At 50.1% G+C, this 13,105-nt stretch carries 10 protein-coding genes; 9 read left to right on the top strand and 1 reads right to left on the bottom strand.

Annotated elements, in window-relative coordinates; translation table 11 throughout:
• The first annotated feature begins 88 nt into the window (after positions 1-88).
• Positions 89-1,081: an RNA polymerase sigma factor RpoS gene (rpoS, locus tag M977_RS06470; RefSeq protein WP_034497934.1), complete on the top strand. Its 993-nt coding sequence runs from the start codon at positions 89-91 to the stop codon at positions 1,079-1,081.
• 121 nt (positions 1,082-1,202) lie between these two features.
• Here the strand turns inward: rpoS and mutS are convergent, their stop codons facing one another.
• Positions 1,203-3,764: a DNA mismatch repair protein MutS gene (mutS, locus tag M977_RS06465; protein ID WP_064513302.1), complete on the bottom strand. Its 2,562-nt coding sequence runs from the start codon at positions 3,762-3,764 to the stop codon at positions 1,203-1,205.
• A gap of 249 nt (positions 3,765-4,013) precedes the next feature.
• On the opposite strand from mutS, the gene mltB reads away from it, so the two are divergent.
• The 8 genes from mltB to alaS all read left to right on the top strand — a co-directional run bounded on the left by mltB (position 4,014) and on the right by alaS (position 13,065).
• The gene (gene mltB, locus M977_RS06455) at positions 4,014-5,087 is read left to right on the top strand and encodes a lytic murein transglycosylase B (RefSeq protein ID WP_064513298.1); all 1,074 of its coding nucleotides are present in this window, start codon (positions 4,014-4,016) and stop codon (positions 5,085-5,087) included.
• A 253-nt stretch (positions 5,088-5,340) separates the two neighbouring features.
• Positions 5,341-6,033, top strand: a complete 693-nt coding sequence (locus M977_RS06450) for a metal ABC transporter ATP-binding protein (protein ID WP_064513540.1) — start codon at positions 5,341-5,343, stop codon at positions 6,031-6,033.
• Entirely contained in the window at positions 6,030-6,914 is an 885-nt protein-coding gene (locus tag M977_RS06445; RefSeq protein ID WP_034457443.1) for a metal ABC transporter permease, read from the top strand. The genes M977_RS06450 and M977_RS06445 overlap by 4 nt, the downstream gene beginning before the upstream one ends.
• Positions 6,911-7,789, top strand: a complete 879-nt coding sequence (locus tag M977_RS06440; protein ID WP_064513296.1) for a metal ABC transporter substrate-binding protein — start codon at positions 6,911-6,913, stop codon at positions 7,787-7,789. The genes M977_RS06445 and M977_RS06440 overlap by 4 nt, the downstream gene beginning before the upstream one ends.
• 129 nt (positions 7,790-7,918) lie before the next feature.
• Positions 7,919-8,428: a nicotinamide-nucleotide amidase gene (pncC, locus tag M977_RS06435; RefSeq protein ID WP_064513294.1), complete on the top strand. Its 510-nt coding sequence runs from the start codon at positions 7,919-7,921 to the stop codon at positions 8,426-8,428.
• Positions 8,429-8,511: 83 nt separating this feature from the next.
• On the top strand, positions 8,512-9,576 hold the full coding sequence (gene recA / locus M977_RS06430) for a recombinase RecA (protein ID WP_064513292.1): 1,065 nt from the start codon (positions 8,512-8,514) through the stop codon (positions 9,574-9,576).
• 75 nt (positions 9,577-9,651) lie between these two features.
• Positions 9,652-10,149 (top strand): regulatory protein RecX, encoded by a 498-nt coding sequence (locus tag M977_RS06425; protein ID WP_064513290.1) that lies wholly within the window; start codon positions 9,652-9,654, stop codon positions 10,147-10,149.
• Positions 10,150-10,437: 288 nt separating this feature from the next.
• Complete coding sequence (gene alaS, locus M977_RS06420) at positions 10,438-13,065, top strand: alanine--tRNA ligase (protein ID WP_064513288.1); 2,628 nt, start codon at positions 10,438-10,440, stop codon at positions 13,063-13,065.
• Positions 13,066-13,105: the final 40 nt, after the last annotated feature.

Genomic DNA, 13,105 nt, shown 5'->3' with positions numbered 1-13,105 from the left:
GGGTGAATGAAGGCAGTCAACGCGGAGATCGGTTAAAGGACGAAGTGCAAAGGTATTTTGCCCAGGGATCACGGGTAGGAGCCACCTTATGAGTCAGAATACGCTGAAAGTTAACGAGTTAAATGAAGACGCGGAATATGATGAGAATGGAGTTGAGGTCTTTGACGAAAAAGCCCTCGTAGAAGAGGAACCCAGTGATAACGACATAGCCGAAGAGGAGTTGTTGTCACAAGGTGCCACTCAGCGTGTGCTTGACGCAACTCAGCTTTATCTTGGGGAGATTGGTTATTCCCCATTATTAACAGCCGAAGAAGAGGTGTATTTTGCCCGCCGCGCACTGCGTGGTGATATCGCTTCTCGTCGACGCATGATCGAAAGTAACTTGCGTCTGGTGGTTAAGATTGCCCGTCGTTATAGCAATCGTGGTCTGGCTTTGCTGGACTTGATTGAAGAGGGGAATCTGGGGCTGATCCGTGCTGTAGAGAAGTTTGACCCAGAGCGTGGGTTCCGTTTCTCAACATACGCAACATGGTGGATTCGTCAGACCATCGAACGGGCAATCATGAACCAAACCCGTACGATTCGTTTGCCGATTCATATCGTGAAAGAGCTGAACGTTTATCTGCGTACTGCTCGTGAGCTTTCCCACAAACTCGACCATGAGCCGAGTGCGGAAGAGATTGCTGAGCAACTGGATAAACCTGTTGATGATGTCAGCCGCATGCTGCGTCTCAACGAGCGTATTACTTCAGTAGACACCCCTTTGGGTGGTGACTCTGAAAAAGCGCTGCTGGACATTCTGGCTGACGAGAAAGACAACGGTCCGGAAGACACCACGCAAGACGATGATATGAAGCAGAGCATCGTGAAGTGGTTGTTTGAACTGAACGCGAAACAGCGTGAAGTACTGGCTCGTCGTTTTGGCCTGTTAGGCTATGAAGCTGCAACACTGGAAGATGTTGGCCGTGAAATTGGTCTGACTCGTGAACGTGTTCGCCAGATTCAGGTAGAAGGTTTACGTCGTCTGCGCGAGATTTTGCAGACGCAAGGGCTTAATATCGAAGCGTTGTTCCGCGAATAATCGACTCTTCAAATAAAAAGCGGTGACTAAGGTCACCGCTTTTTTTATGGTTTTTTCAGCGCGGATGACGCTTGCAACTGCTATCCCGTAGGTCGGATTAGCGTAGCGACATCCGACATTTCTACACCAAACTCTTCAAACGATAAATCCACTCCAGCGCCTGGCGTGGTGACAGCGAATCCGGATCTAACGCTTCCAGAGCCTCAATCGCAGGCGACGTTTCTTCAGCGACCGACAGCAACGACATCTGCGTACCATCAACCTGTGTGGCTGCGGTATTGTTAGAAATCGTCTCCAGCTCACGTAGTTTTTGACGTGCTCTTTTAATCACATCTTTTGGCACGCCTGCAAGCGCGGCAACGGCCAGCCCGTAGCTTTTGCTCGCCGCGCCATCTTGCACGCTGTGCATAAAGGCGATGGTGTCACCGTGTTCGATAGCATCAAGATGCACGTTTGCCACACCTTCCATTTTCTCAGGCAGCGTAGTCAGCTCAAAATAGTGCGTTGCAAACAGGGTCAGTGCTTTGATGCGATTAGCCAGGCTTTCGGCACACGCCCAGGCTAATGACAAACCATCGTATGTGGAAGTCCCGCGACCAATTTCATCCATCAGCACCAGGCTGTTCTCGGTGGCGTTATGCAGAATATTTGCCGTTTCAGTCATCTCCACCATAAAGGTCGAACGCCCGGAAGCCAGGTCGTCAGCCGCACCTACGCGGGTGAAAATACGGTCGATTGGCCCAATTTCTGCCAGTTGTGCTGGAACAAAACTACCGATGTAGGCAAGCAGCACGATCAACGCCGATTGGCGCATGTAGGTGCTTTTACCCCCCATGTTAGGGCCAGTGATAATCAACATGCGGCGTTGAGGTGCAAGACTTAGCGGGTTGGCAATAAACGGTTCGCTAAGAACTTGCTCAACAACTGGATGACGACCATCAACAACTTTAATCCCCGGTTTATCAGTCAGTTGCGGACAGGTGTAATTCAGGCTGTAAGCACGCTCAGCAAGGTTAACCAGCACATCCAGTTCCGCCAAAGCAGTAGCACTTTGCTGCAACGCTTCAAGATGTGGCAACAGCGTATCGAACAACTGATCGTAGAGCTGTTTTTCCAGCGCAAGAGCTTTGCCTTTTGACGTAAGAACTTTGTCTTCGTACTCTTTAAGCTCAGGAATAATATAGCGTTCGGCATTTTTCAGCGTCTGACGGCGCACGTAATGAATCGGCGCGTGGTGACTCTGGCTGCGGCTAATCTGAATGTAATAACCATGCACGCCGTTAAAACCGACTTTCAGCGTATCCAGACCAAGCTTTTCACGCTCGCGGATTTCCAGCCTATCAAGATAATCCGTTGCGCCATCAGCTAGCGCACGCCACTCGTCTAACTCTTCGTGATAACCCGGCGCAATCACACCGCCATCGCGCACCAGCACGGGCGGCGATTCCACTACAGCGCGTTCAAGTAATTCACGCAGTTCAGTGAATTCACCCATATTCTCACGCAGTGTCTGCACATACTCTGTTGGCACATCGGCCAGCATTTCACGCAATTGAGGTAGTTGTTGGAAAGCGTGGCGCATACGCGCTAAATCGCGTGGACGCGCAGTGCGTAATGCCAGACGTGCCAGAATACGTTCCAGATCGCCAACCTGACGCAGCACCGGCTGGATTTCAGCGGTACGCTCTTGTAAGGCTGCAATGGTCTGCTGGCGTTTTTGCAGCACGTCGATATTGCGAATCGGCATATGCAGCCAGCGTTTCAGCATGCGGCTACCCATCGGCGTCACGGTGCAGTCCAACACTGAGGCGAGCGTATTTTCAAAGCCGCCAGACAGGTTCTGGGTTATCTCCAGATTACGGCGTGTTGCCGCATCCATAATGATGCTGTCTTGCTGACGGTCCATCGTGACGGAGCGAATATGCGGCAGGGAAGTGCGCTGCGTATCTTTAACGTACTGTAACAAGCAGCCCGCGGCACACAATGCGTGATGGGCATTTTCAACGCCAAAGCCAATCAGGTCGCGAGTACCAAATTGCATATTCAACTGTTGGCGTGCGGTAGAGATTTCAAACTCCCACAGCGGGCGGCGTCGCAAGCCGCGGCGGCCTTCAATCAAACGTGTTTGGGCAAAATCTTCCGCATACAGCAGTTCAGCAGGATTGGTGCGCTGGAGTTCGGCAGCCATGGTTTCGATATCTTCAGGCTCTGACAGACGAAAACGCCCGGAGCTGATATCGAGTGTGGCATAACCAAAACCCTTCCCGTCTTGCCAGATTGCCGCCAGCAGGTTGTCCTGGCGCTCTTGCAGCAGGGCTTCATCGCTGATAGTGCCTGGCGTAACGATACGCACTACTTTGCGCTCCACCGGACCTTTGCTGGTGGCGGGGTCACCAATCTGTTCGCAAATGGCGGCAGATTCACCCAGATTAACAAGCTTAGCTAAATAGTTTTCGATGGCGTGATGTGGAACACCCGCCATTGGAATCGGTTCGCCTGCGGATGCACCACGTTTAGTCAGCGAGATATCGAGCAGTTGCGACGCACGTTTTGCATCGTCATAAAACAACTCGTAAAAGTCGCCCATGCGATAGAACAACAGGATCTCAGGATGCTGAGCTTTCAGGCGCAGGTACTGCTGCATCATGGGGGTGTGGGCGTCTAAATTTTCCGTTGTACTCATAGTTTTTCTTTTTTAATCCATTGAATTAAAAGTTAATTGTGATTTTTTATTATTGTTAGTGTTCACATTATCTCATGAAGCTGATTTGTCGTGAAAAGCTTCGCTATTACACCACATAACTCTGCGATCACACATTGCCAAAAGGCAGGAAAACTTCGCGCTGTCTCGCAGAGTCTGTTACTACCGCTCTGATTTTGATTTACCATAAGTAATACACATTCGTCGTTAGCTATATGGATATCCCAACACATGCGTTACTCCGTCGCGTTACTTCCGCTTATTGTTTTGCTCGCCGCTTGTAGCAGCAAACCGAAAACAGAAACTCAGCCTCAACAAACCGGCACGCCTACTGGGGGGTTCTTGTTGCAACCGCAGCATGATGTGTTTATGCAGACGGGGGATTTTGCTAACAATCCAGAGGCTGAGAAATTCATCGATAAAATGGTGAATAAGCATGGTTTTGACCGCCAGCAATTGCACGAAGTGCTTTCTCAGGCCAAACGCCTGGATTACGTTTTGCGTTTAATGGACCAGCAGGCACCGACTACTGCACCACCAGCAGGTCCAAACGGTGCATGGTTACGCTATCGCGGCAAATTTATTACCCCGGATAATGTGCAAAATGGTGTCGCGTTCTGGAATCAATATGAAGACACTCTAAAACGCGCCTTCCAGGTTTATGGCGTGCCGCCAGAAATTATTGTTGGCATTATTGGTGTTGAAACACGTTGGGGCCGTGTGATGGGGAAAACACGGATTGTCGACGCACTTGCTACGCTCTCGTTTGCCTACCCTCGTCGTGCGCAATACTTCTCTGGCGAACTGGAAACCTTCCTGTTGATGGCGCGTAACGAAGGCGATGACCCGCTGGCTTTGAAAGGTTCATTCGCTGGGGCGATGGGTTACGGCCAGTTTATGCCTTCGGCCTTTAAAGAATATGCGGTGGATTTCAACGGTGATGGCCATGTAAACCTGTGGGACCCTGAAGATGCTATCGGCAGTGTAGCGAACTACTTCAAAGGCCATGGCTGGGTGAAAGGTGATTTGGTTGCGGTTCCTGCCAACGGCCAGGTGCCGGGGCTTGCGAACGGTTTTAAAACTAAATATTCCGTTTCCGCACTCGCTGAGTCTGGTTTAAGCCCAACTGCTTCTCTGGGCAACCACCAGGAAGCAAGCTTGTTGCGCCTGGATATGGGCGATAGCTATCAGTACTGGTACGGTTTGCCGAACTTTTACACCATCACGCGTTATAACCACAGCACGCATTATGCGATGGCGGTCTGGCAGCTCGGTCAGGCAGTAGCGCTGGCTCGCGTTCAGTAATTTTCACCCCGCCTTATTCTGAGGCGGGGTTTGTTTCCCAGATTGTTATGAAGGTTTTTCCTGATCGTCGATCAGGAATTTACATCGCATTCGATTTGGTTTATGTTATGTTATAACAAATCAAATTCAGTGGTTTTCCTGCAATGCTTCCTATACGGACACTATTCACAGTGGCTGCGCCTGTCCGATTTTGCGCGGTCTTAATTCTGCTGGCTGGGTTATGGCTGGCTATTCGCTGGGCGATAGCACTGCCATGATCTCGCTAAATCAGCTAGTACTGGGTTATCAGGGAAGGGCTGTGACACCGCCATTAACCGGCCATATTGTGAAAGGCAGTATGACGGCCATCATCGGTGCCAATGGCACAGGGAAATCGACTCTTCTCAAGACGATCCTGAAGTTACAGTCACCCGTATCTGGGCAATTGTCTTTTACTGAGGGGCGTCCACGTATTGCATGGCTGCCACAACTTGCAGAAATGGAAAGGCAGTTTCCTACCACGGTTTACGATGTGGTTTGCATGGGAGCATGGCCCGCTCGAGGTCTGTTTTCCTCATTGAATCGCCAAATCCGTCTGCGAGTAGCCGATGCCATTGAGCGTGTTGGCCTTACTACATTAAGCAAGCAACCCATCGAAGCGCTTTCCGGCGGCCAGTTTCAAAGAATGCTGTTTGCACGCCTGCTGGTACAAAACGCGCCATTAGTATTGCTTGATGAGCCTTTTACCGGCGTTGATTCACAAACCAGTGATTTTTTGATGACGCTTATCTGCCAGATGCATCAGGCGGGCCAGACAGTTATGGCGGTGCTGCACGATAACGAGCTCGTTAGCAGGCACTTCCCGCAGGTTTTGTTGCTCACGCAAGACCATTTCCATTGGGGCGATACCGCTGAAGTACTGCCCCATTACTGCAAATCAAGCATCAATTTGGCGTTATCTGCATGATTTATCACTTCTTCTTTGAACCATTTATTGCTTACGGCTTTATGCGACGCGCACTTGTCGCCTGCCTTGCACTATCGATAAGTACAGCCCCATTGGGGATCTTTTTACTTTTACGACGTATGAGTCTGGTGGGGGATGCACTGTCTCACGCCATTTTGCCTGGCGTTGCTGTGGGGTATTTACTAGCGGGTATGTCGCTGGTTGCGATGGGGATTGGCGGCTTTGTTGCGGGCGTGCTGGTTGCGCTAATTTCTGGGCTTGTGAGTTCACGTACCAATCTTAAAGAGGATGCCAGTTTTGCCGGTTTTTATCTTGGCTCGCTGGCGTTGGGGGTCACGTTGATTTCATTACGTGGTTCCAGCGTTGATCTACTCCATCTTCTATTTGGTTCCATTCTGGCGGTGGATAGCCAGTCAACAATCTTTGTTGGCGTGATAGCCAGCGTGACGCTGCTTATTCTGGCTGGTTTATATCGTGGACTGGTGATGGAAACTTTCGATCGCAGCTTTTTACAGGTCAATAACCGCCTGGCCCCTCATCTTATTCACGGTGTATTTCTCGCGTTATTGGTCCTCAATTTAGTCGCCGGGTTTCAAATCCTCGGGACCCTAATGTCTGTCGGTCTGATGATGCTTCCCGCTGTTTCGGCACGCTGCTGGGCGAAAACCCTACCAGGGGCGATGTTTATCGCTATTGTCTGTGGTTTGTTGTCGGCCTGGATTGGGCTTGCATGGTCTTTTGCCGCCGCATTGCCAGCCGGCCCTGCCATTGTTCTCACGGCAAGCGTCGGCTTCTTTATCTCGATTCTTTTTGGTTCGCGCAGCGGGCTGGTTCGTAGCCTTTGTCGAGGCTTGATAACAACAAGCAAGGGGATTAAATGAAACGTTTTGGGATGATGGTGTCATTGGTGTTGGCGTGCTCAAGCCAGGCTGCGTTGGCGAAAAACCTCAATGTGGTTGCCAGTTTTACCGTGTTGGCGGATATGGCAAAACAAGTAGGTGGTGAGCATGTCACGGTGAAAAGTTTGGTGGGGCCAGATGGCGACCCACACAGCTTTGAGCCGTCGCCGCAAGACAGCGTGGCGTTAAGCAAAGCTGATGTGGTTATCGTGAGCGGCCTGGGAATGGAAGGGTGGATGGACCGCCTGGTCAGCGCATCAGGCTATAAAGGCAAGGTGATTGTTGCCTCTGAAGGTATTTCTATGCGTAAAATGATCGATGACGGTAAACAAATTACCGACCCTCACGCCTGGAATAGCGCCGAAAATGGCGCAATCTACGCACAAAATATTACCAGGGCGCTGGTGGCGGCTGACCCGGAAGATGCAGCTGCAATCAATGACAGTGGCTCCGATTATGTCACCCGCCTGAAATTGCTCGATAGTTGGGCGAAAACGCGTTTTGAAGCTATTCCGAAATCAAAGCGTAAAGTACTCACCAGCCATGATGCGTTTGGCTACTTTGGTCAGGAATATGGTGTGACTTTCCTGGCGCCAGTGGGCTTCTCGACCGAAGCGGAAGCTAATGCCAGTGACGTTGCTGGGCTTATCAAACAACTCAAAAATCAGCAGATTAAAACTTACTTCATCGAGAACCAGACTGACCCCCGTCTGGTAAAACAAATTGCTGCCGCAAGTGGCGCGCAGCCGGGTGGAGAGCTTTACCCCGAGGCGCTTTCAGCCGCAAACGGGCCAGCCAGCACTTATGAGATGGCCTTCAAGCACAATGTGGATGCCATCGCTAACAGCATGAAGTGATTTAATCGGCCAGTATTCGCTGGCCGTTCTTTTTTCTGGAACTGCCTCGAGAAATCTAATGTAATCCTCTGAAAGATAGGTTAAGTGCTATCGTGTAACCCAGCGATATGCCTACAATCGGAGCAAGCCATGACAGACAAAACATTGCATCAACTCAGTCGCCAGGTCGGCGAAGCGCTCGGGGAGCTCGGCGCCACTATTACTACTGCCGAATCCTGCACCGGCGGCTGGATTGCAAAAGTGATTACCGATCTTTCAGGCAGTTCTGCCTGGTTTGAACGTGGTTTTGTTACCTACAGTAATGAGGCTAAGCACCAAATGATTGGTGTTGATAGCGCAACGCTGGAAACGCATGGTGCAGTGAGTGAAGCCGTGGTGCGTGAAATGGCGCAAGGCGCGCTTTATGCGGCTGCTGCGGATTACGCGATTGCTGTCAGTGGTATTGCCGGGCCAAATGGCGGTAGTGAAGAAAAACCTGTCGGGACGGTGTGGTTTGGCTTCGCTTCAAAACTTGATGGCACCATCGCCCACTGCCAGATTTTTGCTGGTGACCGTGATGCCGTTCGACGCCAGGCCACTGAATATGCGCTGCAAACCCTGTGGGAAGAATTTCTCAAAAATAAGCTTGATACTGTATGACCATACAGTATAATTGGCACAACAAAACAGCATAGTAAGCAGCGTGGCGCATCCGTGTATCACCCTGCATGACAGGAGTAAAAATGGCTATCGACGAAAACAAACAGAAGGCGTTAGCGGCAGCACTTGGCCAAATTGAAAAACAATTTGGTAAAGGCTCCATCATGCGTCTGGGTGAAGACCGTACCATGGATGTGGAAACGATCTCTACCGGTTCACTTTCACTGGATATTGCGCTTGGTGCCGGTGGCTTACCAATGGGCCGTATCGTTGAAATTTACGGGCCAGAATCTTCTGGTAAAACGACGCTGACTTTGCAAGTTATCGCCGCCGCTCAACGTGAAGGTAAAACGTGTGCGTTTATCGATGCTGAGCACGCTCTGGACCCGATTTACGCTAAGAAACTGGGCGTAGATATCGACAACCTGCTTTGTTCACAGCCAGACACTGGTGAACAAGCGTTGGAAATCTGTGATGCGCTGGCACGTTCCGGTGCAGTAGACGTACTGGTTGTTGACTCCGTTGCCGCTCTGACGCCGAAAGCTGAAATTGAAGGCGAAATCGGTGACTCTCATATGGGCCTCGCGGCACGTATGATGAGCCAGGCAATGCGTAAACTGGCAGGTAACCTTAAGCAATCCAACACCCTGCTTATCTTCATCAACCAGATTCGTATGAAAATTGGTGTGATGTTCGGTAACCCAGAAACCACTACCGGCGGTAACGCACTGAAGTTCTACGCTTCTGTACGTCTGGATATTCGTCGCATTGGTGCGGTGAAAGATGGCGATAACGTGGTGGGTAGTGAAACCCGCGTTAAAGTGGTGAAAAACAAAATTGCTGCGCCATTTAAACAAGCTGAATTCCAGATCATGTACGGTGAAGGTATCAACTTCTACGGCGAACTGGTTGATTTAGGCGTGAAGCACAAGCTGATTGAAAAAGCAGGTGCCTGGTACAGCTACAACGGTGAGAAGATTGGCCAGGGCAAATCAAACTCCAGTAACTTCCTTAAAGAAAACAAGCCAATGGCTGCTGAAATCGAGAAGAAACTGCGTGATATGCTGCTGAATAATCCAGATGGTACACCAGACTTTGTTGCTGATGACCACGACAAAGACGTTGCTGAATCCAAAGAAGACTTCTAAATCCCATAAGGGCTGCTACGGCAGCCCTTATTTGTTTCTGTCTTACTACATTTTCTTTTAAACAGGTTATCCGCTATGCCTGCCGAATCTACTTCCCGCCGCAGTCCTTATTCTCGCTTATTAGACAAAACCACTCGTATCCTTGCGATGCGCGATCACAGTGAACAAGAACTTCGCCGTAAACTTGCGGCACAGCCTACATTCCCCGGAAAACCAAGAGCTGAAGAAGACCCATTCACGCCTGAAGATATCGAAAAAGTCATTGCCTGGTGTTATGAACACCGCTGGTTGGACGATGCTCAATTTGCCTCACGTTTTATCGCAAGCCGCAGCCGCAAAGGTTATGGCCCGCAACGTATCCGCCAGGAATTGCAGGGCAAAGGTATCGCGCGTGATCTGAGCGAAGCCGCAATGGAAAATTGCGAAATAGACTGGCAAGAGATGGCTCGAGACATTGCCGAGCGAAAATTTGGCGAGCAACTTCCCACAGAATGGAAAGAGCGAGCTAAAGTGCAGCGTTATCTTCAGTATCGTGGCTTCTATATGGAAGACATCCAGGCTGTTTATTCTTGATATACCCTTCATACTTAAAGTTGCCTCGGCGTTAGCTTCACTCGTTCACCCGAATCACTTACTGGAGTAAGCTCATCGGGATTTTCTTGCTTGCCGCCTTGACGCAACTTTAATTATTTTGGGTATAAAAAACGAAATTTTTCCGATTAGGCATACACGGGATTTTACTTCCCTCATAAGAAAACTTATCTTATTCCCACTTTTTCCAGGTAAACAGGTTACGGCCAAAGCATTAAAATTGGCTACACCCGGTTTGCAACTCCTCGTTAGCTTGATTTCAGGATAATTATGAGCAAGAGCACCGCTGAGATCCGTCAGGCGTTTCTCGATTTTTTCCATAGTAAAGGTCACCAGGTTGTAGCGAGTAGCTCCCTGGTTCCGAATAACGATCCTACTTTGCTGTTTACCAATGCCGGGATGAATCAGTTCAAGGATGTTTTCCTTGGTCTCGACAAGCGTAATTATTCCCGTGCAACAACGTCTCAGCGTTGTGTCCGCGCCGGTGGTAAGCACAATGATCTGGAAAACGTCGGTTACACTGCCCGTCACCATACTTTCTTTGAAATGCTGGGTAACTTCAGCTTCGGTGATTACTTCAAACATGATGCCATTAACTTCGCATGGGAATTATTGACCGGCGAACAGTGGTTTAATCTGCCAAAAGATCGTCTTTGGGTCACTGTTTACGAGACTGACGACGAAGCGTTTGAAATCTGGGAAAAAGAAGTTGGCGTGCCACGCGAGCGCATTATTCGCATTGGCGATAATAAAGGTGCTGCATATGCATCTGACAACTTCTGGCAAATGGGTGATACCGGCCCATGCGGCCCATGTACCGAAATCTTCTTTGACCACGGCGACCATATTTGGGGCGGCCCTCCGGGCAGCGCTGAAGAAGATGGTGACCGCTATATCGAAATCTGGAACCTTGTATTCATGCAGTTCAACCGTCAGCAGGATGGCACTATGCTGCCACTGCCTAAGCCGTCTGTTGATACTGGTATGGGTCTGGAACGTATTGCTGCAGTTCTGCAACACGTTAATTCCAACTATGAAATCGACCTGTTCAGCAAGTTGATCCAGTCTGTTGCTAAAGTGACAGGTGCTACCGATCTGACCAGCAAATCGCTGCGTGTTATCGCTGACCACATTCGCTCTTGTGCATTCCTTGTTTCTGATGGCGTGACTCCGTCGAACGAAGGCCGTGGCTATGTGCTGCGCCGCATCATTCGTCGTGCAATCCGCCATGGCAACATGTTGGGCGCGAAAGAAACCTTCTTCTACAAACTGGTTGGCCCATTAGTTGAAGTCATGGGTGCTGCGGGTGAAGAACTGCATCGTCAGCAAGCGTTGGTTGAACAAGTTCTGAAAACCGAAGAAGAGCAGTTTGCTCGCACGCTTGAGCGTGGCCTGGCATTGCTGGATGAAGAACTGGCTAATCTGAAGGGTGATACTCTGGATGGCGAAACTGCTTTCCGTCTGTATGACACCTACGGTTTCCCGGTTGACCTGACGGCGGATGTTTGCCGTGAGCGTAACCTGAAAGTTGATGAAGCAGGCTTTGAAGCTGCGATGGAAGAACAACGCCGTCGTGCGCGTGAGTCCAGCGGCTTTGGCGCTGACTACAACAGTATGATCCGCGTTGATTCAACCACAGCGTTTAAAGGTTACGACCACACTGATTTAACTGCTAAAGTCACCGCGCTATTTGTTGATGGCAAAGCTGTTGAACAAATTACTGCCGGGCAAGAAGCTGTTGTGGTGCTCAATGAGACCCCATTCTATGCGGAGTCTGGCGGCCAGGTCGGTGATAAAGGCGCGATTAAGGGTAACGGCATAGACTTTGCTGTTAACGATACGCAGAAATATGGTCAGGCGATCGGTCATCTGGGCAAGCTCGTTTCTGGTGTTGTGAAAGTGGGCGATAGCGTTAAAGCTGAAGTTGATGAAGAGCGCCGTTCGCGTATTCGTCTGAACCACTCTGCAACTCACTTGCTGCACGCAGCACTGCGTCAGGTACTTGGCACGCATGTCGCGCAGAAAGGTTCTTTGGTTAACGATAAAGGCCTGCGTTTTGACTTCTCTCATTTTGAGGGAATGAAACCTACAGAAGTGCGTGCGGTAGAAGATATCGTCAACGCACAGATTCGTCGCAACCTGCCGATCGAAACCAACGTCATGGATCTGGAAGCTGCTAAAGCTAAAGGTGCAATGGCGCTGTTTGGTGAGAAATATGATGACCATGTGCGCGTGTTGAGCATGGGTGATTTCTCAACTGAACTGTGTGGCGGCATTCACGCAAATCGCACTGGTGATATTGGCCTGTTCCGTATTGTTGCGGAATCCGGTACCGCTGCAGGCGTACGTCGTATCGAAGCTGTAACAGGTGAAGGTGCGCTGGCAAACCTGCATGCACAGAGCGAACAACTACAGGATATTGCTCAACTGCTTAAAGGTGACAGCCAGAACCTTAACGAGAAAGTGCGTTCGGTACTGGAGCGCACCCGTCAGCTCGAGAAAGAGTTGCAGCAGTTGAAAGAACAGCAGGCGGTGCAGGAGAGTGCAAACCTTTCCAGCAAAGCTGTCGATGTAAAAGGCGTGAAACTCCTCGTGAGTGAGCTCGCCAACGTCGAACCGAAGATGTTGCGTACTATGGTTGATGATCTGAAAAATCAGCTGGGTTCGGCAATCATCGTTTTGGCGACGGTATCAGAAGGTAAAGTTTCTCTGATTGTGGGTGTCTCTAAAGATGTGACCGACCGTGTGAAAGCGGGGGAGCTGATTGGGGTTATCGCTCAGCAAGTCGGAGGCAAAGGGGGCGGTCGTCCAGATATGGCTCAGGCAGGTGGTACAGACACGGCAGCATTACCAGGTGCTCTGGCCGGTGTTGAAGCCTGGGTCGCGGCTAAGCTCTAAGTAAAAAAATAAAGTGCAGACAGACGCCATAACTCATTCA

This window comes from Buttiauxella gaviniae ATCC 51604 (genome assembly GCF_001654835.1).
Classification (GTDB): domain Bacteria; phylum Pseudomonadota; class Gammaproteobacteria; order Enterobacterales; family Enterobacteriaceae; genus Buttiauxella; species Buttiauxella gaviniae.
Note: the sequence above shows the minus strand (reverse complement) of the source record. Positions and strands in the feature narration are given on the sequence as shown.

Excerpts from the sequence above, each read along its gene's own strand:
- rpoS (WP_034497934.1), top strand. The coding sequence starts at position 89 with ATGAGTCAGAATACGCTGAAAGTTAACGAGTTAAATGAAGACGCGGAA.
- mutS (WP_064513302.1), bottom strand. The coding sequence starts at position 3,764 with ATGAGTACAACGGAAAATTTAGACGCCCACACCCCCATGATGCAGCAG.
- mltB (WP_064513298.1), top strand. The coding sequence starts at position 4,014 with ATGCGTTACTCCGTCGCGTTACTTCCGCTTATTGTTTTGCTCGCCGCT.
- M977_RS06450 (WP_064513540.1), top strand. The coding sequence starts at position 5,341 with ATGATCTCGCTAAATCAGCTAGTACTGGGTTATCAGGGAAGGGCTGTG.
- M977_RS06445 (WP_034457443.1), top strand. The coding sequence starts at position 6,030 with ATGATTTATCACTTCTTCTTTGAACCATTTATTGCTTACGGCTTTATG.
- M977_RS06440 (WP_064513296.1), top strand. The coding sequence starts at position 6,911 with ATGAAACGTTTTGGGATGATGGTGTCATTGGTGTTGGCGTGCTCAAGC.
- pncC (WP_064513294.1), top strand. The coding sequence starts at position 7,919 with ATGACAGACAAAACATTGCATCAACTCAGTCGCCAGGTCGGCGAAGCG.
- recA (WP_064513292.1), top strand. The coding sequence starts at position 8,512 with ATGGCTATCGACGAAAACAAACAGAAGGCGTTAGCGGCAGCACTTGGC.
- M977_RS06425 (WP_064513290.1), top strand. The coding sequence starts at position 9,652 with ATGCCTGCCGAATCTACTTCCCGCCGCAGTCCTTATTCTCGCTTATTA.
- alaS (WP_064513288.1), top strand. The coding sequence starts at position 10,438 with ATGAGCAAGAGCACCGCTGAGATCCGTCAGGCGTTTCTCGATTTTTTC.